The organism is Kumtagia ephedrae (assembly GCF_003012745.1).
GTDB lineage: Bacteria > Pseudomonadota > Alphaproteobacteria > Rhizobiales > Rhizobiaceae > Kumtagia > Kumtagia ephedrae.
The window spans coordinates 165,363-185,158 of sequence record NZ_PXYK01000002.1 but is presented as its reverse complement, the minus strand read 5'-3'; the positions used below and the strand labels follow the sequence as shown (position 1 = coordinate 185,158).

Annotated in this window: 20 protein-coding genes; 4 read left to right on the top strand and 16 right to left on the bottom strand. The window is 67.4% G+C overall.

Annotated features, from left to right (window positions below; genetic code table 11):
• Positions 1-144 precede the first annotated feature (144 nt).
• From C7I84_RS02620 to C7I84_RS02585, 8 genes are all read right to left on the bottom strand, one after another.
• Positions 145-894, bottom strand: a complete 750-nt coding sequence (locus C7I84_RS02620) for a 2-keto-4-pentenoate hydratase (protein WP_106770716.1) — start codon at positions 892-894, stop codon at positions 145-147.
• A gap of 41 nt (positions 895-935) precedes the next feature.
• Positions 936-1,655, bottom strand: a complete 720-nt coding sequence (locus C7I84_RS02615) for an ABC transporter ATP-binding protein (protein ID WP_106770597.1) — start codon at positions 1,653-1,655, stop codon at positions 936-938.
• A 3-nt stretch (positions 1,656-1,658) separates the two neighbouring features.
• Entirely contained in the window at positions 1,659-2,414 is a 756-nt protein-coding gene (locus C7I84_RS02610; RefSeq protein ID WP_106770596.1) for an ABC transporter ATP-binding protein, read from the bottom strand.
• Positions 2,411-3,289 (bottom strand): branched-chain amino acid ABC transporter permease, encoded by an 879-nt coding sequence (locus tag C7I84_RS02605; protein ID WP_106770595.1) that lies wholly within the window; start codon positions 3,287-3,289, stop codon positions 2,411-2,413. Before C7I84_RS02605 ends, C7I84_RS02610 begins: the two co-directional genes overlap by 4 nt.
• Complete coding sequence (locus C7I84_RS02600; protein ID WP_106770594.1) at positions 3,286-4,179, bottom strand: branched-chain amino acid ABC transporter permease; 894 nt, start codon at positions 4,177-4,179, stop codon at positions 3,286-3,288. The genes C7I84_RS02605 and C7I84_RS02600 overlap by 4 nt, the downstream gene beginning before the upstream one ends.
• A 219-nt stretch (positions 4,180-4,398) precedes the next feature.
• Positions 4,399-4,596 carry a DUF1289 domain-containing protein gene (locus C7I84_RS02595; protein WP_106770593.1) on the bottom strand — a complete coding sequence of 66 codons (198 nt, stop codon included), beginning with the start codon at positions 4,594-4,596 and terminating at the stop codon, positions 4,399-4,401.
• Positions 4,597-4,602: 6 nt separating this feature from the next.
• Positions 4,603-5,298, bottom strand: coding sequence for an EthD domain-containing protein (locus tag C7I84_RS02590; RefSeq protein ID WP_106770592.1), 696 nt, complete (start codon positions 5,296-5,298; stop codon positions 4,603-4,605).
• Positions 5,299-5,548: 250 nt separating this feature from the next.
• Positions 5,549-6,766 (bottom strand): cytochrome P450, encoded by a 1,218-nt coding sequence (locus C7I84_RS02585; RefSeq protein WP_165815956.1) that lies wholly within the window; start codon positions 6,764-6,766, stop codon positions 5,549-5,551.
• Between the two features lie 169 nt (positions 6,767-6,935).
• On the opposite strand from C7I84_RS02585, the gene C7I84_RS02580 reads away from it, so the two are divergent.
• Positions 6,936-7,961 carry a TRAP transporter substrate-binding protein gene (locus C7I84_RS02580; protein WP_165815955.1) on the top strand — a complete coding sequence of 342 codons (1,026 nt, stop codon included), beginning with the start codon at positions 6,936-6,938 and terminating at the stop codon, positions 7,959-7,961.
• Between the two features lie 770 nt (positions 7,962-8,731).
• Here C7I84_RS02580 and C7I84_RS02575 read toward each other — a convergent pair.
• The 3 genes from C7I84_RS02575 to C7I84_RS02565 form a co-directional block, all read right to left on the bottom strand.
• Complete coding sequence (locus tag C7I84_RS02575) at positions 8,732-9,616, bottom strand: DMT family transporter (protein WP_106770590.1); 885 nt, start codon at positions 9,614-9,616, stop codon at positions 8,732-8,734.
• Positions 9,617-9,701: 85 nt separating this feature from the next.
• Entirely contained in the window at positions 9,702-10,529 is an 828-nt protein-coding gene (locus C7I84_RS02570) for an SDR family NAD(P)-dependent oxidoreductase (RefSeq protein WP_106770589.1), read from the bottom strand.
• A 146-nt stretch (positions 10,530-10,675) separates the two neighbouring features.
• Positions 10,676-12,379, bottom strand: a complete 1,704-nt coding sequence (locus tag C7I84_RS02565; protein WP_106770588.1) for an FAD-dependent oxidoreductase — start codon at positions 12,377-12,379, stop codon at positions 10,676-10,678.
• Between the two features lie 226 nt (positions 12,380-12,605).
• On the opposite strand from C7I84_RS02565, the gene C7I84_RS02560 reads away from it, so the two are divergent.
• Positions 12,606-13,775, top strand: a complete 1,170-nt coding sequence (locus C7I84_RS02560; RefSeq protein WP_106770587.1) for an acetyl-CoA acetyltransferase — start codon at positions 12,606-12,608, stop codon at positions 13,773-13,775.
• A gap of 31 nt (positions 13,776-13,806) precedes the next feature.
• On the opposite strand, the gene C7I84_RS02555 is transcribed toward C7I84_RS02560, so the two are convergent.
• On the bottom strand, positions 13,807-15,048 hold the full coding sequence (locus C7I84_RS02555) for an MFS transporter (RefSeq protein WP_106770586.1): 1,242 nt from the start codon (positions 15,046-15,048) through the stop codon (positions 13,807-13,809).
• Between the two features lie 190 nt (positions 15,049-15,238).
• On the opposite strand from C7I84_RS02555, the gene C7I84_RS02550 reads away from it, so the two are divergent.
• Positions 15,239-15,946, top strand: a complete 708-nt coding sequence (locus C7I84_RS02550) for an NIPSNAP family protein (RefSeq protein WP_165815954.1) — start codon at positions 15,239-15,241, stop codon at positions 15,944-15,946.
• A 13-nt stretch (positions 15,947-15,959) separates the two neighbouring features.
• Positions 15,960-16,676 (top strand): glutathione S-transferase N-terminal domain-containing protein, encoded by a 717-nt coding sequence (locus C7I84_RS02545; protein ID WP_106770584.1) that lies wholly within the window; start codon positions 15,960-15,962, stop codon positions 16,674-16,676.
• Positions 16,677-16,685: 9 nt separating this feature from the next.
• Here the strand turns inward: C7I84_RS02545 and C7I84_RS02540 are convergent, their stop codons facing one another.
• The 4 genes from C7I84_RS02540 to C7I84_RS02525 all read right to left on the bottom strand — a co-directional run bounded on the left by C7I84_RS02540 (position 16,686) and on the right by C7I84_RS02525 (position 19,574).
• Entirely contained in the window at positions 16,686-17,195 is a 510-nt protein-coding gene (locus tag C7I84_RS02540; RefSeq protein ID WP_165815953.1) for a nuclear transport factor 2 family protein, read from the bottom strand.
• A 19-nt stretch (positions 17,196-17,214) separates the two neighbouring features.
• Positions 17,215-18,027 carry an SDR family NAD(P)-dependent oxidoreductase gene (locus C7I84_RS02535; protein WP_207770952.1) on the bottom strand — a complete coding sequence of 271 codons (813 nt, stop codon included), beginning with the start codon at positions 18,025-18,027 and terminating at the stop codon, positions 17,215-17,217.
• A gap of 145 nt (positions 18,028-18,172) precedes the next feature.
• Positions 18,173-18,793, bottom strand: a complete 621-nt coding sequence (locus C7I84_RS02530; RefSeq protein WP_106770581.1) for a VOC family protein — start codon at positions 18,791-18,793, stop codon at positions 18,173-18,175.
• 157 nt (positions 18,794-18,950) lie between these two features.
• Positions 18,951-19,574 carry a MarR family winged helix-turn-helix transcriptional regulator gene (locus tag C7I84_RS02525; RefSeq protein WP_106770580.1) on the bottom strand — a complete coding sequence of 208 codons (624 nt, stop codon included), beginning with the start codon at positions 19,572-19,574 and terminating at the stop codon, positions 18,951-18,953.
• Between the last annotated feature and the right edge of the window lie 222 nt (positions 19,575-19,796).

The following is a 19,796-nucleotide window of genomic DNA, read 5'->3' as shown; positions in this document are numbered from 1 at the left end:
TCCCTGCTCCGGCGCCGCTCGTTGCGTTCGAGTTCATCCCTCCACCCCGGCGACGTTTCTGGGCTCGCCGGACTGTAGTGCATCTATCCGCCGGTCGGAATTTTCCGTCTGTCCCTTCGGCCGGGGGCGGATCCGACGCGTGCCTCAGGCGAAACGCATGCTGGCCACGCCGAGCGGTCCGAAGTCGGCCGTCACCTCGTCTCCCGGCTGCACCGGAAGCGGCGGCAGGCAGGTGCCGGTGGTGACCATCTGGCCCTCCCGCAGCACCAGCCCGAGGCCAGACAACTCGTTGGCCAGCCAGGTCAGCGCGATGCGTGGATCGCCGAGCACGTTGCGGCCGAGGCCTTCGCGCTCGAGCCTGCCGGCGACGCGGCCGACCGGCCGGTAGGCGGCAAGGTCGAGCGAGCGCCAATCCGCGCCGGTGGCCTCGGCCGCGACGAAATAGTGGGCGCAGGCATTGTCGGCGATGAGTTGCGGCGCGCCGACGCGGACATAGTCGTGGTAGCGCGAGTCCGGCACCTCGATCGCCGCATGCAGGCTGGCGACGGCGTCCAGGACCTCCTCCACGGAATAGGGCTGCGGCCGCGGCGCAAGGTCACGGCCCATGCGGAAGGCGAATTCGATCTCGGCGACCGCCATGTGGTTCGGACCGGCCGGAACCTCGCCGCCCGAGAGTAGCACGCGCTCGGCCAGGATGCGGCCGGCAAGCGGCCCGTCCACGCCGATATGAGCTTGGCCGGCTGCGCTCGTCGCCGCGATCTTCCAGCCGTAGAGCGGCGTCGCCGGATCCTCGAGCAGGGCCTGCACCGCATAGCCTTCGGCGCGGCTTCGCGGCCGGATGTCGGCAGGCAGTTCCTCGATGAGGGTGCCGGCGCGCCAATGGGCGCGCAGCATGTCCGATGCCGCGCGCAGCGCGTTCTTGTCGAGTGCCGCGTTCACGCGTCGGCCTTCGCTCGGCCGAAATAGTGGTCGGCCACGACGGGGTCGCCGGCGAGCGCCGCGGCCGCGCCCTTGTGGACGATGCGGCCCTGCTCGAGGATTGCCGCGTTGTGCGCGGTCTCCAGCGCCAGCTTGGCGTTCTGCTCGACCAGCAGGATGGTGAGGCCATCCCTGTTCAGCCGCACCAGCGCGTCGAACACCTCGCGGATGATGACCGGGGCGAGGCCCAGGCTCGGCTCGTCGAGCAGCAGTACGCGCGGGCGACCCATCAGCGCGCGGCCGATCGCCAGCATCTGCTGCTGTCCGCCCGACAGCAGGCCCGCCGGCTGGTCGCGCCGCTCGGCGAGGATGGGAAACAGCGCATGCACCTGGTCGAGGTCGGCGGACGAGGTGCCGCGGATGCCTGCGGCCTGCCGACCGAGTTCGAGGTTCTCCGCCACCGTCAGCGGCGCGATGACGCGGCGGCCTTCCGGTACCTGGATGAGGCCGGCGCGCGCCACCTTGTGCGCCGGGCGACCGGAGATCGTCTCGCCCTCGAGCCTGATCTCGCCCTCGGCGAGCGGGACGATGCCGCTGGCGGCGTGGAGCAGCGTCGACTTGCCGGCGCCGTTGGGCCCGATCAGCGCGAAGATCTCGCCTTGCGCCACCGAGAGCGTGACGCCGCGCAGCGCCCGGATGCCGTTGTAGGAGACGGAAGCGTTCTGGATCGTCAGCACGGCTCAGCTTCCCAGATAGGCTTCGATGACACGCGGATTGCCGGCGACCTCGTCCGGCGTTCCTTCCGCGATGAGGCGGCCGAAGGCGAGCACGTAGATGTGCTCGCACAGCGACATGACGAAGCGCATGTTGTGCTCGATGAGCAGGATCGCCACGCCCTGCCGCGCCACGTCGCGGAAGATGTCGGCGAGGCTGTAGGCCTCCGCGTCGTTCATGCCGGCGACCGGCTCGTCGAGCAAGAGCACCGACGGCTCCATGGCGAGCGCCCGCATCATCTCGATGCGGCGCTGATGGCCGTAGGACAGGCTGCCGGCCGGGTGGCGCGCCAGCGCCGTCATGCCGAAGCGGTCGAGCAGCGCATGCGCCTTGCGCTCGAACTCCCGGCGCTCGTGATGGGCGGAGGGCAGGCCGAGCATGTTGGCGAGCGTGCCCGCTTTCTCGTGCCGGTGGAAGCCGGCGACGACATTGTCGAGCACGGTGGCGTCGCCGATCAGCCGGATGTTCTGGAAGGTGCGGGCCACTCCCGCCCGCGCCAGCGTCGGCGCATCGGCCTCGGTCATGTCGTCGTCGCCGACCAGGATGCGGCCGCCGCCTACCTTGAGCAGGCCGGTGATCAGGTTGACGACGGTGGTCTTGCCGGCGCCGTTGGGGCCGATCAGGCCGGTGATCCGGCCGGGCGGCGCCTGCAGGCTGACGCCGTCGACGGCCGGCAGGCCGCCGAAGCTGCGCGCGATGTTGTCGAGCGTGAGCGCCTTCATGCCGTCACCGTACCGGTTTTCGCCTTGGCCGTCGCGATCCGGCGCCGGCGCAGCGCGGCGAGCGCGGTGTCGGCGACGCCGCGCGGCAGGAACACGATGGAGACCATCAGCAGCGCGCCCTGGACCACCATGCGGTATTCCTGGAAGCCGCGCAGCAGCTCGGGCAGCACCGTCAGGATCACCGCCCCCACCAGCGGGCCCCAGATCGACACCCGGCCGCCCAGCACCACCATGGCCAGCACGATGACCAGCATGTTGAAGCCGTATTCGTTGGGCGTGATCGAATAGCTGTTGTAGGCGTGCAGACCGCCCGCCAGGCCGGCGATCGCGCCGGACAGGATGAAGGCGATCATGTGGTGCTTCGGCACCGAGATGCCGAGCGAGACGGCGACCGTCTCGTCCTCGCGGATGATGTCGAAGGCCCGGCCGATGCTGGACGAGCCGATGACGGCCAGGAAGTACCCGACCACGACCACGGCGACGAGCATGCCGACCAGCCCGACCGTCTTGGGAATGCTGTTGATGCCGAGCGCCCCCTCGGTGAGATCGACCCAGTTGAGCGTGATCGACAGCACGATCTGCACCAGCGCCAGCGTCGCCAGCGCCTGGAAGACGCCGCGCAGCCGGGCGAGCGGGATCGCCACCAGCGCGCCGGCCAGCGTGCCGATGCCGAACGCTGCGACCAGTCCCAGCCAGGTGGGCATGGCGAGCTTGGTCGCCAGGATGGCGGCGGCATAGGCGCCGAGCGCGGCGAACGCCGCCGTGCCCAGCGAGAAGACGCCGGCGCGCAGCACCACATATTGCGAGAAGGCGAGCAGCGCGTTGAACAGCGCAAGCTCCAGCAGCGGCGCGTAGGAGTTGAGGAAGCCGATCATCGGCGGGTCACCCGGGCAACGGCCGCCGTCCCGCCGAACAGGCCTGTCGGGCGGACGAGCAGCACGAGAAACAGAGCGGAGAAGACGATGGCGTCGGCCAGGCCGGCGGACAGATAGGCGACCGTCAGCGTCTGGATGATGCCGATCAGCAGCCCGGCGATCAGCGCGCCGGGAATGCTGCCCAGTCCGCCCAGGATGATGACGACGAAGGCGCGCAGCAGGAGCGGCTCGCCCATCATGAAATGCACGGAATTGAAGACGATGCCGATCAGCACGCCGGCGATGCCGGCCAGCGCGCCCGATATGAAGAACACCTGGAAGTTGATGGCGAACGGATTGATGCCGAGCAGCTTCGAGGTGCTTTCGGAAAAGGCGACGGAGCGGATCTGCCGGCCGAAGCTGGTCCGGTAGAGGTAGTAGAGCAGGCCGATTACCATCAGCACGACGATGCCTATTATGACGAGCTGCAGAAGCTGGATGCGCAGCCCGAAGAAGCTGAACACGACAATCGGGAAGATGTCGAAGGGGAAGCGCATCACCCGCGTGGCGGTGAGCTGCTGGGCGAGCGACAGCAGGATGAGGCTTGCCCCGATCGACGACACGATCGAGGAGAATTCGGGCGCCCCACGCTTGCGCAGCGGCCGGAAGGCGACCCAGTCGAGCACCACCGAGACGGTGCCGCCGCCGAGCGCTCCGATCAGCACCGCCACTGGGAACGGCACGTCGAACAGCATGACGGCGTAGAGCCCGGCGAAGGCGCCCCACATGAACACTGTGCCGTGCGCCATGTTCATGATGTGGTTAACGCCGAAGATGAGCGTAAAGCCGAGCGCGAACAGGCCGTAGACGCTCCCCACGACCACCCCGTTGAGCAATTGCTGCATCAGCATGGCGGGACGCGTCCTCCCTCGCCGAATGACAGCGGGCATCCGGGCGATGACCGCCCATCCTCGTGCTTCACCAGTTGATCCTCCCGTCAGCCGCCGGCTTTCGCCGCAAGCTGGTGTCCTCGATCGCCACGTTGCCCTCTCAAAACGTGACCGCGCAACCATTTTGCAGTCGCTGTCGCCAATTTCTGTCACTGCGGCGAGGGACGGCGGGCGCGCCCTTCAATCGCCGGCGCCGCACCGCTCCGGCGGCAGCGACGCCAGGCGTGCCGGCAGGGCTTCGACGACGCCGGCACGCGCTTCCTCGGTCATGTCGAACCACAGGAACACCTCGCGCACCGTGCGGCCGCAGCCGACGCAGAAGCCGGCATCAGGATCCTGCCGGCAGATACGCCGGCACGGTGTTGCGATACGGTTCATCGTCCGTCACAGGCGCGGAAACACCACTTCCTCGACCAGCAGCCGGTGCGAGGGCGGGCTGCCGACGAAATTCTTCTCGTCGGCCCGCAATTCGGCCATGTAGGAGGGCGCCGCCCACGCCGCCCGGGCATGGTCGAGGCTGTCGAACCAGAACTCCGAGATGCCGTCATAGGGCACAAAACCGTCCGTCGCCTTCACCGTGCGGGGATGGACGTGGTGCTGCACGTAGCGGTTGGTGTATTTTTTGAACGCCTCGTTGCGCGCCACCAGCGCGCCGTGCACCTCGCGGTAATGGCGGCTGAACTCGGCCGGGCTGAGGCCGGCCCTGCGACGCGGCAGGCTCAGTATCTTGACGCCGCGGGCTGGTCCGTCGAGCACCACCTTCGCCTCGGCCACGAACTGCACCATCTGCCCGGGGTCGACGAAGTCCTCCGCGCCGATGGTCTTGCCGAGCGGGCCGTCGTGGTCGGTGTCGGCGGCGCCCTTCAGCTCGATCTGCACGAGGCCGTCCCACAGCGGCTCCGGCGTGACCTCGGGAATCGCCGGCAGGACGCGGTTCTGGCGATAGCTGGCGACGCTCGACCAGAAGGTGTCGCTCGACAGCAGCCGGGACGCATGCCCGTTGCTCCAGGCTGCGGTGAAGTCCTCGACCGTCAGGCCGGGCTTGCGTTTCAGGAAGGTGAAGTGTCGGAACGTCGCCACGGGACTCTCCAGGTTCGGGCTGTGCCGCCGGTCAGGCCGGCAGGGCTATCGCATACGGAGTTACCCCCACCCCTAACCCCTCCCCTCAAGGGGGAGGGGGATATTGCCGCTGTTGTGCCATACATGAATCGGTGACGATTTCGCTCGGCATGGCGGCCGCAAAGTCCCCCTCCCCCTTGAGGGGAGGGGTTAGGGGTGGGGGTAACCCGCCGACCGACGCCTCCAGAGCTTCCATATTCGATCGCCCCGGTCAGGCCGGCGTGACGCTGAGCGGCAGCCGCTCGAGGATGCGCAGCTGGTTGTGGATGAGGTATTGCGGCTCGCCGGCCGGCTCGATCGTGCCGACGCGGCGGACGAGCTCGACCAGCATGCACTCGGCCTCCATGCGCGCCACGTTCTGGCCGATGCAGTTGTGATCGGCGGCGCCGAACGACATGTGGACGTTGGCCGTGTCGCGCATCACGTCGAAGTCGTCCGGCCGCTCCCACTTGCGCGGGTCGCGGTTGGCGGCGGTCGGGAAGGTCGCGACCTTGGTGTCGCCGCGCAGGAAACGGCCGCTGAGCTCGGTATCCCCAGTCGTGCAGCGGTAGACGAGATGGTTCGGCGCCTGCAGCCGGATCGCCTCGTCGAACACGAAGCGCGCCCGCCCCGGGTTCTGCTTCAGCACCGCCCACTGGTCGGGATGGCTGGCGAGCAGCAGCAGCGCCGCCGACATGCCGCTGATGGTCGTGTCCATGCCGCCGCGCACCAGCGAGCGCGTGATGTTGGAGGCGATGCCGGGCAGCAGCTCGCCCGCCTCCTCGGCCTGGAAGAACGCGTCGGCGATCGAGCCGGGAGCGACCGCGTCGCGCTGGCAGGCGGCCATGAACCAGTCGAGATAGGGCTCGCCCGCCTTCATGCCCTTGAAGTAGAGCTCGTTCTCGGGGCCGGTCTGGTTGAACGACATGTAGCCGATGGCGCGGATGGCGTCGGCGTCGAAGCGGATGCCCATCGCCACCGGAAAGCCGCCGAACACCACAGCTTCCACCAGGTCGCGGACGCCGTCGAACGTGCCCTTGTCGAGGATAGCGTCGACCGCGAGCTTCGCCTTCTCCTCGAACAGCGAGCGCCACTTGCGGATCACCAGCGGCGACATGATGCGGTTGGCGACGCGGCGCGTGTCGGTGTGCTGCGGCGGGTCGACCTCCACCAGCGCGCTCGGCGGACGGCCGCGGAACTCCGGCTTGCGCGCGTCGGTGATGCCGACGCCGCTCGACGCGGTGAAGCGACTGTGGTCGGTCACGACCTGGCGCAGTTCGTCATAGCGGCCGACGCCGTAGACGCCGTATTTCTCGAACCAGACCACCGGCCCGGCCTCGAGCAGGGCGCGGTAGAAGGGCAGGGGATCCTCCAGCACCGCCATGGCATAGGGATCGAGCGTCATGGCGGGCGGTTCGAGCAGATCGGATTTTTGGGCCGGCGCGGCCATGCGTCTTCCTCCCCTGTCGGAACAGGGAAGATGTAGGCGGCCCGGCCCGGCCTCTCCGTCCCCCAGGTGTGGGACTGCCGCGCCCGGCTCCGTCACCCCGCAGGGGACATACGCCTGCGCCGGGCACCCGCACCCTGCGCTGGGAAAACCAAAGCTCTGGGAGGAGTTCATGCTGTTGAAGATGCTGGCCGGCGTGGCGCTGGCGGCCGGACTGTCGCTGTCGGCGACGACTGCCTTCGCCGAGACGGTGACCATCCGCTACTCGAACTGGCTGCCCGCCAATTTCTTCCTGTGGGACGATGTCGTCCACCCCTGGCTGAAGGAGATCGAGCAGGTCACCGAAGGCCGGGTGAAGGTCGAGGTGTCGCCGAAGGTCGTCGGCACCGTCTCGGCCCAGTACGACGTCGTGCGCGACGGCCTCGCCGACCTGTCGTGGATGGTTGCCGGCTACACGCCGGGGCGCTTCCCGATGATCGAGCTCGGCGACCTGCCGCTGATCGGGCCGGATGCGGCGGTGCTGGCGCCCGCCTTCGACAAGACGTACCGCACGCACATCGCGCGGCACGACGTCTTCAAGGGCGTGGAGCCGCTGTCGCTGCTGGTGATCTCGCCGCTGCAGATCGTGACCAAGGGCAAGAAGGTCGAGTCCGTCGACGGCCTCGCCGGCCTGAAGCTGCGCAGCAGTTCCGTAACCTTGACTGAGGTGCTGAAGCTGGTCGGCGCCGTGCCGATCCTGAAAAGCGCCGCCGAGGCCTACGAGATGCTGGCCACCGGAACCATCGACGGCCAGGTCACCAACCTCAACACCATCCCGGGCTTCAACCAGCTCGACCTGATGGACGGCGTTTACCATGTGCCGGGCGGCCTGGCGAATTCGGTCATCATCATGGGCCTTAACGCCGACAAATGGGCCGAGATCTCCGATCAGGACCGCAAGGCGATCATGGCGATCTCGGGCGAGGTTTTCGCAAAGAAGGTGGGTGAGGCCTACGACAAGGCGGACAAGATCGCCCTGGAGAAGATGCGTGCCGCCAACTACCACGTCGGCGAGGCTTCGGCCGAACAGATCGCCGAGCTCAAGACGCGGCTGAAGCCGGTCGAGGATGCTTGGCTAGCGCGGGCCAAGGCGGCAGGCCTCGCCAATGCCGAGGAGGTGCTCGACGCCTACAAAGCGGAAGTCGCCAAGTCCTATTAGTCCCGCATGGGCCACGGCTCCCGCCGAGGGGAGGAGGGCTACACCCTCCGCTCGATCTATCTCGCGCTTGCGTCGTGCCAAGCGCCCCCGTGGTCCGACAAGCTCACCATGAGGGCTGCTGGTAGGCTTTCGCCAAGCGCCACTACCGGGTTCGCCACAAGCGACAGTCGCGATAAGCGAAAGCCTCTCGGTAGCCGTCATGGTGAGTTTGTCGAACCACGAGGGCGCTTGGCGTCCTGCCTCTCCATCGCCAGGGGCGCAGTCCACGCTGGGGATGAGAAATCGCACGGCCAAAGATATTCCTCTGTTATTCCAGTTGCTTGCAGTCTTCGCCGCGAAAATCCCCGCCTTTTTATCCCCGCCCTCTCCGCCTCCCTTATCCTTGCCGGCAGTCCCTTCTGCGGGAACGCCGATCATGACGGTGGTTAGCGGGGAGGGATCGGTGTCCGGAAGGTAGCGGCTAACGTGGCCGCGAGGGCCGGCGCTGCTTCAAAGTTTCCTTACGATCCGTCCAAGAGGCGTGACGGGGCTCAGGTATGACCTAGGAGCCGGCATGAGCGGGATATCGCCGGCGTCACTTCAGCCGGAGTATGATCCCATGACCCAGGAACGAAGCGGCGAAGAAGCACCGGATGGGCGGCCGTTAGGGTCGCATTAAAATTCAGATGAGCGAGCCTGCGGCCGCCCGTCTTCCCGAACTCTCAATGGCCAGGGCCGAAGGCAGCGTGGCGAGGATGGAGGTTGCCTACGCGATCCCGCCGGCAGGCCGGTCAGCGCGTCCTGACGCGCGCCAGACGGTCCCGGTGCATCAGATAGAGCCCGCCGGCGATGATGATGGCGCTGCCCAGCATCGTCCAGCCGTCGGGGTTGTTGCCGAACAGGAAGTAGCCGAACAAAGCCGTCCACAGCATCTGGACATAGGCATAGGGCGCCAGCACCGAGGCCTCCGTCGTCCGGTAGGCGCGCAGGAACAGCCAGTGTCCCATGGCGGCGAAGGCGCCGAGCGACAGCAGCACCGCCCATTGCAGTCCGTTCGCCGGCAGCGAGCCGGTCAGCGGAACGGCCGGCAGCATGAACACCGTCGCCACCACCGCCGGCAGGATGAGCAGGCTCTCATGCGTCTCGCTGGCGCTCATGCGCCGCGTCATGATCACGAACAGGCTGTGCGTCAGCATGGCGAGCAGGGCCGAGGCGTGGCCGGCCTTGAACGTGCCGAAGCCCGGCCTGGTGATGACCAGCACCCCGATCAGGCCGACGCCGACGGCGATCCAGCGCTGCCATTCCACCTTCTCGCCGAGCAGCGGCTGGGCAAGCGCGGTGATGACCAGCGGTCCCATGAAGATGATGGCGATGAACTCGACGAGTTGCAGCGTGGTGAGCGACCAGAAGCTGAACAGGCCGGAGAGGAACAGCAGGATGCCGCGCAGAACGTGCGCGCCGGGATTGGCCGGGGCGAAGCGCTGCGGCCTGACCCAGAGCCTCAGCAGCAGCGACACCAGCACTGCGTGAACGAGGAAGCGCGTCCAGCTCAGGAAGGGCGGCTGCATGCCGGCAAGCACCAGGTATTTCGCGCCGGCGTCGGTGCAGGAGAACAGGAAGAAGGCGCCGAAGAAGCAGAAGATCGACGAGAGCGGCGCGGGACCGTTGGCGGTCATCGAGGTGTTCGACTTCTGCCGCGATGAAGGCGCGGCGTGCGAGCCTGGAGGGGCGGCGCCGGTCGGCCGGCGCCGCGAATGGCGCCTATTTGTTGGCGTAGAACTTCTGCACCATCAGGCTCTGCGACAGGCCGCCGTCGCAATTGACGTTCTGGGCGGTGACGAAGGAGGCGGCGGGCGACGCCAGGAAGACCACCGTGTCGGCCAGTTCGCTGGCGACGCCGAGGCGGCCGAGCGGGATCTTCGCCTCGCGCTGCGCGATGATGTCGGGCCGCATGTTGGCGCGCGTCAGCGGCGTGTCGATCGTGCCGGGGCTGACCACGTTGACGCGGATGCCGTCTTCCGCCCATTCCAGCGCCATCTGCCGGGTCAGCGAGATCAGCGCCGCCTTGCTCGGCCCGTAGGCGCCGCCGTTCGGATAGGCGCTCTGACCGGCCAGCGACGACACGTTGACGATCGAGGCGTTGCCACTCTTGCGCAGATGCGGCAGGCAGGCGCGGGCGAGCAGCAGTGCGGCATCGACATTCACCAGGAACGAGGTGCGCCAGTCGTCGAGCGAGCAGTCCTCCAGCGAGGCCGGGAAGATCACTCCGGCCGAGTTCACGAGGATGTCGAGCTTGCCGAACCGGTCGACCGTCGCCTTGACCGCCGCGTCGATGTCTGCCTGGACGGAGACGTCCATGACGGCGGCGATCGCCTCGCCTCCCGCCTCGACGATCTCCGTGGCGACCCGCACCGCCGGCTCCTTGCGGCGGTCGGCGACCACCACCTTCGCGCCGTTCACGGCCAGCGTCTTGGCCGTGGCCTCGCCGATGCCGCTGCCGCCGCCGGCGACGAAGGCGACAAGGTCCTTGACGAGCCCCCCGCCCAGCCAGTCGCGGGGGCGGGCATTGAGGTCGACGGTCTTGGCCATGGCGTTTTCCCGATTGTTGCTGATGGGTCTTCCGCCGCTCACGTGATCGCCGGAAGATGCTGAAGAAGGCTGCGTTCGGGCATAGCCGGCGCGGGATGGCGCATCTGTACCCGCCGGCTGGGACCGGTGATCATCGGCTCGCACGCTCAGGCTTGGACGGCAGCTTCCGGCGAAGCGGACTGCGTCGTCGCGGATATACCGGCCATGTCGCGGGCGGCGATATAGCCGAAGGTGAGCGCCGGGCCGAGGCTGGAGCCGCCGGCCGGATAGAGGCCGCGGGTCATCGAATTCATGTCGAGGCCGACGGCGTAGAGGCCGCCGATCGGTGCTCCCTGCCTGTCCAGCACCCGCGCCCGCTCGTCGGTCCGCAGCCCCGCGACGGAGCTGAGGTCGCCGGGAACCAGCGCGATCGCATAGAAGGGCGGCTTGACGATCGGTGCCAGGCTCGGATTGGGCTTGTTCTCCTGGTCGCCGCGATAAAGCGAATGCGCGTCGGCACCGCGCCTGAATTCTGGATCCTCTCCCTGCACGGCACCGAGGTTGAAGGTTGCGACAGTCGTCTCCAGTGTCGTCGGATCGACGCCGATCTTCCGCGCCAGTTCGGCCATGGACGCCGCCTCCACCAGGTAGCCGTTGTCGACCCATTTGCGGACGGGGTAGGGGAACGGCCGCGCCAGGCCCATGCCGTAGCGGCGCAGGAACGCCCGGTCGGCGATCATGTGCACCTTGCCAAGCCCGCGCTGCTGCATCGTCATGACGAATGTCTGGTAGGAATCGGCCTCGTTGACGAACCGCTTGCCGGTCGCGTCGACGGCGATGGAGCCCGGCATGTAGCGGTCGATCATGATGTGTGGAAAGCGCTTCAGCGCACCGTCGCGGTCCCTGACCATGGAGACAGGCGTGAAGATGCCATTGGCCGGGTTGGTCCTGACCAGCTCGCCACCGGCCTCGACGCCGAGCCTGACGCCGTCGCCGACATTGCCTTCGGGCTGCATCGAGACGTGGTGCTCGGGAAGCGGCATGAACTCCTTGCGCATCTCGGCATTGGCGCCGAAGCCGCCGCTGGCCAGCACCACGCCGCGGCGGGCGGTGACCGTGACCTCCTTGCCCTCCCGGGTCACGACGAGGCCCGCCGCGCGGCCGTGCTCCATTACGATGCGCTTCGCCGCCGTTTCACGCCAGAGCGTCACGCCGGCATCGAGCGCGGACTTGAGCAGGCGCCCGGCCAGCGCGTTGCCGCTGGCCAGCCGCGTGCCTCTGCCGTGGCGAGCCTTCTGCAGGGCATAGTTGGCAACCATGCGGGTCGTGTGGAAGAAACCCCCGACGCTGCGGAACGCCTTGCGCAGCGGAATGATGTCGGCGCCCGCGACCTGCATGCTGTCGAAGACGGTGAATTCCCTGAGCGGCCGCCGCAGTTGGTGGAGATGCTCGCCGAGCCGGCTGCCGTCATACTCTCTGGCAAGCACGCCGCGATGGCTCGAGGCACCGGGATTCCAGGGCAGGTAGTCGGGCGTGCCCACGGCGACGAACTCCAGCTCGGTGTTGTCTTCCATGTAGCGCAGCATGGCCGGGGCGTTGTCGAGATAGGCCTCGATCTTGGCGGCCTCGTAGTGGTTGCCGAGGGTGGCCCGCAGATATTCGACCGCCTGCGCGCGGCTGTCGTCCTTTCCGATCGCCTTCATGTGGTGGTTGTTGGGGATCCAGGCGACGCCGCCCGAATAGGCTGTCGTGCCGCCGAAGAACTCGGTCTTCTCGACCACCAGCGTCCTCAGGCCATGCCAGGCGGCGACGATCGCGGCACTCATGCCGCTCGCGCCGGAGCCGACCACCACCACGTCGAATTCCGTCACCTCGTTCTCCCGTCGTGCAAAGCCAGTCGTCTCATTGTCCGCCGGGCGTCTCTAGGCCGATCATCAGGCTTCGGCTGTCCCGCCAAATGGGGGCAGATCGATCGTGCCTTCGCAAGGGGACGCACGCCAACATCGCCGTGGGCAATATGCCGAACGCCTTCCCTTGTGGATCGCGGCCAATCGCCCAGGCCACTCAACCCGCAGTCAGGATACGGAGAAAACTGCAATGCCCAAGGGACAGATCGTCGGGTGGGCGCATTCGCCCTTCGGCAAGCTCGACGCCACCGGCACCGAGGAGTTGATGGCGTCCGTCGTGGCGTCAGCCCTCGGCCATGCCGGCATCGGCCCGCAGGACGTCGACGGCATCTTCGTCGGTGTGATGAACAACGGCTTCTCCAGGCAGGATTTCCAGGGCGGCCTGGTCGCCATGGGCAACGAGGCGCTGGCGCATGTGCCGGCGGTGCGGCTGGAAAATGCCTGTGCCACCGGCTCGGCGGCGATCCATGCCGCCCTCGACTTCATCGAGGCCGGCCGCGGCCGCATCGCGGTCGTCGTCGGCGTCGAGAAGATGACCGCGACGCCGACGGCCGAGGTCGGCGACATCCTGCTCGGCGCCAGCTACCGCAAAGAGGAGGCCGACATCGACGGCGGCTTCGCCGGGCTGTTCGGGCGCATCGCCCAAGCCTATTTCCAGCGCTACGGCGACCGCTCGGAAGAGCTCGCCATGATCGCCGCCAAGAACCACGCCAACGGCATGGCCAATCCCTATGCGCATATGCGCAAGGATTTCGGCTTCGACTTCTGCAACACCGTTTCGGACAGGAACCCCTATGTGGCCGCGCCGCTGCGGCGCACGGACTGCTCGCTGATCTCGGACGGCGCGGCGGCGCTGGTGCTGGCCGACGAGGAGACCGCGGCCGCCATGTCGCGCGCCATCGCTTTCCGGGCGCGCAGCCATGTCAACGACATCATGGCGATGAGCCGGCGCGACGTGCTCGCTTTCGAAGGCGCGCGGCGCGCCTGGGCGGGCGCGCTCGACACGGCCGGGATTACCCTGGACGATCTCTCCTTCGTCGAGACGCATGATTGCTTCACCATCGCCGAGCTGATCGAATATGAGGCGATGGGGTTGGCCAGGCCCGGTGAAGGTCACAAGGTCGTTCGCGAGGGCACTGCGCTGAAAGACGGTAAGCTGCCCGTAAATCCGTCAGGCGGCCTGAAGGCAAAGGGCCACCCGATCGGCGCCACCGGCGTCTCCATGCACGCCATCGCCGCCATGCAACTGGCCGGCGAGGCCGGCGACATGCAGGTGCCCGGTGCCTCGCTCGCCGGCGTCTTCAACATGGGCGGGGTCGCCGTCGCCAACTACGTTTCGGTGCTGGAGCGGGTGAGATAGCGCCAAGCGCTTGCCGCGTCGTCCCCTATGCTCAGCGGTTCCGCAGCTCCTGCGGCATGGCGCGCAGCAGCAGGAAGCCGAGCACGAGCAGCAGCCCGGCTGCCGCAAGGAAGACCGGCGATGTGCCGTGCCGGTCGATGACGAGGCCTGCGAGATAGACGCCGACGGCCTGCGCGAGGAAGTAGAAGGTGGCGAACAGTGCAACCGCCGAGCCGCGCGCGTCGGGCGCCATCTGCGTGGCCAGGGTCTGCAGCGTGTTGTGCAGCATGTAGAAGCCGAGGCCCATGACGGCGATCGCCGGAAGATAGGCTTCGGCAAAAGGCGTGACTGCGATCGCCGCATAAGTCGCGGCCACCAGCACCGTGCCCCAGAACGACAGTCGGGCAGGGCCGAGCCATCCGATCAGCCGCCGGGAGAACAGGACGTAGGTCAGCCCGCCGGCGCAATAGACAGCAAGGTAGAGGCCGACCGACGCATAGTCGAAGCCGAAACGGTAGCGCAGGCTGGCGCCGACATAAGTGAAGGCGCCGAACATGGCGAAGGATTCGATCGTGACCATGGCCAGCACGAAGCGGACGACCGGCCGGCGGATCAGTCCGGCAAAGGCAGCGAAACTCTTGCGCAGGCTGGCGTCTGCTGCGTGTTTCGTGCGTGTGAGCGCCGGATTGCGGATCACCTCGAACAGCATGCCGGCGATGGCGAGCACATAGACCGCCGCGATCAGCAGGAAGGCCGAGCGCCAGCCGAAATACTCGCCGAGCACGCCGCCGCCGATCTGGCCCGCCAGCAGGCCCATGATCTGCGCCGACATGAAGCGGGCGAGCACTTGCTGCCGCTCATCGCCGGGCACGACGTCGCCGACCCAGGCGATGGAGAGCGGCACGATGGCCGCGGCCATCATGCCTGACAGCAGGCGGGCGGCCGCGAGCCCGGGGAGCGTGCCGGAGAAGGCGCAGGCAAGGGTGGTGAGGGCCGAGCCGGCGCAGGCGAGCAGGATAATGCGGTATTTGCCGTAGCGATCGCCGAGCGGCCCGAAGACGAGCTGGAACAGGCCGTAGGCGAAGGCGTAGGCGGTCGCGACGAAGGCGGCCGCGCCGATCGTGACGGCGAACTCATGCGCGATCTGCGGCAGGATCGCATCCATGATGCGCGTCGTGGCGGCGCCGGAGAAGGAGGCGACGGCCAGGAAGAACAGCGCGCGCGTGACCCCTGCGGTCGCAGGCGCCGCTTCGCCGAGGTCGAGCGGGCGTGACGGTTCCGACGTTGTGGCCAATGATCCGCTCCCGGGGCGCAGCCGGCGGGTAAGGTATCGGGCTGCGCGCCGCAGCTTAACGTTGCCTTCCGGCTAAAAAGTCCCTCGCATCGGTGACCGGCGCCGTGTACCGGCCGAAGGGACAGACATCGGCGTGCCGTTGCCACCGATGATCGCTTCGATCCAGCGGCTCGAGAGGAGAAGGTTTCGGATGATCTACGAGATGCGGCAGTACCTGATCGAGCGCGGGCGCATGGACGACAACCACGACCGCATGCAGAATCACACGCCGCGACTTTTGGAGAAGCACGGCGTGCACGTCGTCGGCCGCTGGTCGGCCGTCGCCGGGCCGCGCATGCCGCTGTTCTGCTACGTCATGGAATGGAAGGATTTCACCGAACGCGAAGCCTGCTGGGGTGCCTTCTACGCCGATCCCGAATGGGCAAGAATCCGCGCCGCCACCAATGCCGGGTCGGAAATGGTGGAGGAGAACCACCTCGTATTCATGCGCCCCAACCCAGCCTTCGAGCAGGACGACAGGGAGCGCGACCAGCGGATCGGGGGACTGCACCAGCTCGTCACCCAGAAGATCCTGCCCGGCCAGAATACGGCCGTGTCGGAGTTCCTGTCCTCGACCTACCTGCCGTGCATCCAGGCCGCCGGCGCGAAGGTCATGGCGGTCTGCGACATGGTCAGCGGCCCGGCCATGCCGGCGCTGGTCATGCTGTTCTCCTGGCCGGACGAGACGGTCTGGCGGCGCGGCTGGCGGGCCTTCGACAGCGATCCCGTCATGGCGGATGCCTATCGGTCGCAGCGCGCCGCGCTCGGGACGACGCTGCTGGGCAGCTACGACTGCATGCTGATGGAACCGACGCCCTACGCGCTGCCCTTCGCCTCCTTCCGCACGACGCCACGTTGAGTGAGGAGCGGGGATGATCGAATTGTTCTATTCGTCGAGCCCGAACGTCTACAAGGTCATGATCGGCCTTGAGGAACTCGGCCTGCCCTACGAGCTCGTCTTCGTCGATCTCGGCAAGGGCGAGCAGTTCGATCCGGCCAGGCTGGGCGGGGCGCCGACGGCCAAAGTGCCGGTCATCCGGGATCACGCGCCGGACGACAGCGGAGAGCCGGTGACGGTGTTCGAATCCGGAGCGATCCTGCAGTATTTGGCGGAAAAGACCGGGCGGCTGCTGCCTGAAGACATGCGCGGTCGCAGCGAGACCATGCAGTGGCTGTTCTGGCAGATGGCCAATCTCGGCCCGATCGGCGGCCAGTTCTGGCACTTCAAGATGTTCGCGCAGAAGCTCGAGCCGGATACCGACTTTGCCTATCCCCGGCGCCGCTATGCCCGCATGTTCGATGCGCTGCGCGACGTCATGGAGCGCCGGCTCGCCGGCAGCGACTATCTGGCCGGCGCCTACTCGATCGCCGATATCGCCTGCTTTCCGTGGATAAAATATCTCGGCGTAGGCGACGGCAGGCCGAGCCTCGCACGCTGGCACGACGCCATCGCCGCGCGTCCGGCGGTCGCGGCAGCGTACCGGCGCAATGCCGACTTCAAGACCGGCTACGAGCGCAACGAGCGCGGCGGGGTCGCCTATTCGTTCGAGGAGCTGGCGAAGCACACGCTGGTGGGGCGGGCGGGATGATGCGGCCGATCATTCGGCCGCGAGCTTCGCCGCCGCCGGACCTTCCTTGACCCGGGCGAGCAGCGCTTGGGCCCGCGGGTTCTCCTGGAGCAGCTCGTTGGTGCGCCGCACCACGACCCAGCCCTGGGCGCGGCGCTCGAATTCCCAGCGCGAGGCGATCAGGCGGATCACCGGGAATTTTCCGTCGATCTGCTTGTAGAGCGTGCCGTGATGCGTCGCCACCGCGCGGTCGCCGTCGATGACGAGATGCGGCATGGACGAGACGTGGCCGGATCCCGACTGCATCAGCCCCTGATGGAATTCGCCGTAGAAGGCCTGCTTCAGCCCTTCATGGCCCTCATAGACACCGAGTCCGCCGATCTCGTAGACGCTGTCCTCTGCCCAGATCTCCTTGATCAGCTCCCAGTGGGTGGCGTCCGCCGCCGGCCCGTAGGCGCAGATGAGCTGCATGATCTCGATATAGTCCTCGGCATGGTCGAGGCGCTCCTCCAGCGATTTCGTGGATTTCGGGCGCGGCATCGGCTCCTCCGGCTCTGCGTCAGGTCTTTTTCGGCTGGTCGAATCCCGGCCGCGGCACAGTCGCCAGCAGCGCGGCGCTCCAGCCGCCGTCGACAAGAATCTCCTGGCCGCTGACATAGCTCGCCCGGTCGCTGGCGAGGAAGCAGACCGCGTCGGCGATGTCCTGCGGCAGGCCGATGCGGCGCACCGGAACGACCGCCTCGCGCTTCGCCTTGACGACGGGATCCTTGTAGATCACCTCGGACATCGGCGTCAGCACCATGGCCGGGCTGACGACATTGCTGCGGATGCCTTTCTCGCCCCATTCCAGCGCGAGGTTCTTCGACAGCATCAGCACGCCTGCCTTGCTGACGCTGTAGGCGCCGCTGGTCGGCTGCGGATAGGTGCCGGACATCGAGGCGACATGCACGATGCTGCCGCCGCCATTCGCCATCATGCGGCGGCCGAAGACCTGCGAGCAGACGAAGAAGCCGGTGAGATTGACGCCGAGCACCGCGTTCCAGTCGGCGAGCGAAAGCTCGGCCAGCGGCCCGTTGCGGATCAGGGCGGCGTTGTTCACGAGCAGCTTGCACGGCCCGTAGGCCGCCGCAGCCGTCTCGGCGGCCGCCTCGACGCTCGACGGATCGGCTATGTCGGCCCGCACCGCCAAGGCCTCGCCGCCGTCCTGCCGGATAAGCGCGGCGCTTTCCTCGGCCTTGCCGGCATCGAGATCGAGGATGGCGACCCTGGCGCCCGCCTGCGCAAGGCTGGCGGCGATCGTCCGTCCTATGCCGCTGCCCGCGCCGGTGACGACGCAGGCGGTGCCGGTCAGGCCGAGCCAGTCCTTGTTCATGCGGTATCCCAAGAGATTAATTTGTCAGTTGGCAAGGCGTCGGTAGCCAAATGCGTACTGCGCATCCAATCGCTACGCCAGGCAGACGGTTCGGCGCATCCGGGGCGGCGCCCCGAATGCCGAACGCGTGCGTCTCAAAGTCCCATCAATCGCCGTAGCGCTTGCGGAGGTCCTCGGCGAGCTTGACCAACTCTCCGGCCACGTCCTTGCCCTCCCGCTTGGCCCGCTCCTTGGTGCCGACCCACAGTGCGAAGTCCTCCTTCGCATTCTCGGTGTGGTTGTTCCAGTCCTTGTCGAGCGGCGTCGTGATCTCCAGGCGAACGCCGTTGGGATCATGGAAATAGATGCTGAGGATCAAGCCCTTGTGATCGGTCGGGCCGACGACGTCGAGGCCGTTGAGCTTCAGCCAGTCGTACCACTTCATGATGTCCTCGCGCGAGGGAACCTCCAGCGCGATGTGGTTGAAGATGTCGTAGGCCGGGTGCGTGGACTTGGCCGGCGCCGGCAGCCCGGGGGCCTCGAAGAAGGCGAAGGTCGAGCCGTCCTTCATCTTGAAGAAGATGTGGAAATAAGGAAAGGCGTCGCCGGTCGAGGGGACCTTGTCGTCGATTACCGTGCTGGCGATCTCCATGCCCATGATGCGCGTGTAGAAGTCGTGGGTGGCCGCGACGTCATGCGTGACCCAGGCGGCGTGATTGAGCATCGTCGGGGTCAGCCCGGGATTGCGCGGAGTGGCCACGCGCGGCGCTTCCAACTGTTGGTCCATAATCGTATTCTCCTCGCAATTCTCTGCGCCCGAGGGCAAGCGGCCGCCCGAGACCGACCCGCGGAAACCATGCAATGGTTCCCGACCGTGGATTCGATCATCGGTTGCAGGGCCGGTCGGGTATGTCCCCCCTTGTTGGGACCGGTGTTCAATCGGTTTATTCGCCGGCAGCGGTTGGCTGGTCCGTCGCCGCATCGCCGACGTCCACCGGCGCCTGGCCGCCACCCTCGGTGTAGCCGTAGTCGCGCAGGACCGTCTGCCAGTCGCCGTCTTCAGGCAGGACATCCGCCGAACGGTCGATGAGCTTGCGCATGATGCGGTGGATCGTGCGGGCGTCATCCTCCGACAGGCCGGACACCAGCGCGTTCTCGGCGGCGAACAGCACCGGCACGACCTGGCCGTAGACAACCTCGCCCTTCTTGCTCAGGCGCAGCACGACGCGCCGGCGGTCGCTCGGGTCGACACGGCGCGAGACCATCCGCTTGCTCACCAACTGCTCCAGCGCCCGGCTGATGCTGACCTGGTCCATGGCGGTCAGTTCCGCCAGCGCCTTGGCCGACAGCGGCGAATGGGTGCCGAGGATAGCCATCAGCCGCCATCCGACGACGGACAGACCGAAGCGCTCGCTGTACATCTTCTGCAGCGTCAGGCTGACCCTGTTGGCGACCACCGTGAAGGCGTGCGGCAGCGATGCCTCCGGGGCAAAGAAGCCGTCGGGCAGACGATGACGGCTGATCTCCTCGGCGACCGCCGGGTCCTCCATCTTTTGCGCCTTGGCCATCCTGTCTCCTCACGCGCCTTGCGGGCTTCGCCGCAGGGCTCCTTTCCACATCGGTAGTTGTAGCCGCGCGCGCAACGCCGGCAAGCGCGCGCCGAATGCGGCACGAGCCCAAATTGCGTCGGCGACCCCGTGTCCGGCTGTAACAGCGGCGGGGGACAGCGCCGCTCGATGCCCGCTCCTACTCCGTTCATCGGGCGCGGCAAGTCCGGCCCGGATCGAAGC

Excerpts from the sequence above, each read along its gene's own strand:
- C7I84_RS02620 (WP_106770716.1), bottom strand. The coding sequence starts at position 894 with ATGCTGCGCGCCCATTGGCGCGCCGGCACCCTCATCGAGGAACTGCCT.
- C7I84_RS02610 (WP_106770596.1), bottom strand. The coding sequence starts at position 2,414 with ATGAAGGCGCTCACGCTCGACAACATCGCGCGCAGCTTCGGCGGCCTG.
- C7I84_RS02605 (WP_106770595.1), bottom strand. The coding sequence starts at position 3,289 with ATGATCGGCTTCCTCAACTCCTACGCGCCGCTGCTGGAGCTTGCGCTG.
- C7I84_RS02600 (WP_106770594.1), bottom strand. The coding sequence starts at position 4,179 with ATGCTGATGCAGCAATTGCTCAACGGGGTGGTCGTGGGGAGCGTCTAC.
- C7I84_RS02595 (WP_106770593.1), bottom strand. The coding sequence starts at position 4,596 with ATGAACCGTATCGCAACACCGTGCCGGCGTATCTGCCGGCAGGATCCT.
- C7I84_RS02585 (WP_165815956.1), bottom strand. The coding sequence starts at position 6,766 with ATGGCCGCGCCGGCCCAAAAATCCGATCTGCTCGAACCGCCCGCCATG.
- C7I84_RS02580 (WP_165815955.1), top strand. The coding sequence starts at position 6,936 with ATGCTGTTGAAGATGCTGGCCGGCGTGGCGCTGGCGGCCGGACTGTCG.
- C7I84_RS02575 (WP_106770590.1), bottom strand. The coding sequence starts at position 9,616 with ATGACCGCCAACGGTCCCGCGCCGCTCTCGTCGATCTTCTGCTTCTTC.
- C7I84_RS02570 (WP_106770589.1), bottom strand. The coding sequence starts at position 10,529 with ATGGCCAAGACCGTCGACCTCAATGCCCGCCCCCGCGACTGGCTGGGC.
- C7I84_RS02560 (WP_106770587.1), top strand. The coding sequence starts at position 12,606 with ATGCCCAAGGGACAGATCGTCGGGTGGGCGCATTCGCCCTTCGGCAAG.
- C7I84_RS02550 (WP_165815954.1), top strand. The coding sequence starts at position 15,239 with ATGATCTACGAGATGCGGCAGTACCTGATCGAGCGCGGGCGCATGGAC.
- C7I84_RS02545 (WP_106770584.1), top strand. The coding sequence starts at position 15,960 with ATGATCGAATTGTTCTATTCGTCGAGCCCGAACGTCTACAAGGTCATG.
- C7I84_RS02540 (WP_165815953.1), bottom strand. The coding sequence starts at position 17,195 with ATGCCGCGCCCGAAATCCACGAAATCGCTGGAGGAGCGCCTCGACCAT.
- C7I84_RS02535 (WP_207770952.1), bottom strand. The coding sequence starts at position 18,027 with ATGAACAAGGACTGGCTCGGCCTGACCGGCACCGCCTGCGTCGTCACC.
- C7I84_RS02530 (WP_106770581.1), bottom strand. The coding sequence starts at position 18,793 with ATGGACCAACAGTTGGAAGCGCCGCGCGTGGCCACTCCGCGCAATCCC.
- C7I84_RS02525 (WP_106770580.1), bottom strand. The coding sequence starts at position 19,574 with ATGGCCAAGGCGCAAAAGATGGAGGACCCGGCGGTCGCCGAGGAGATC.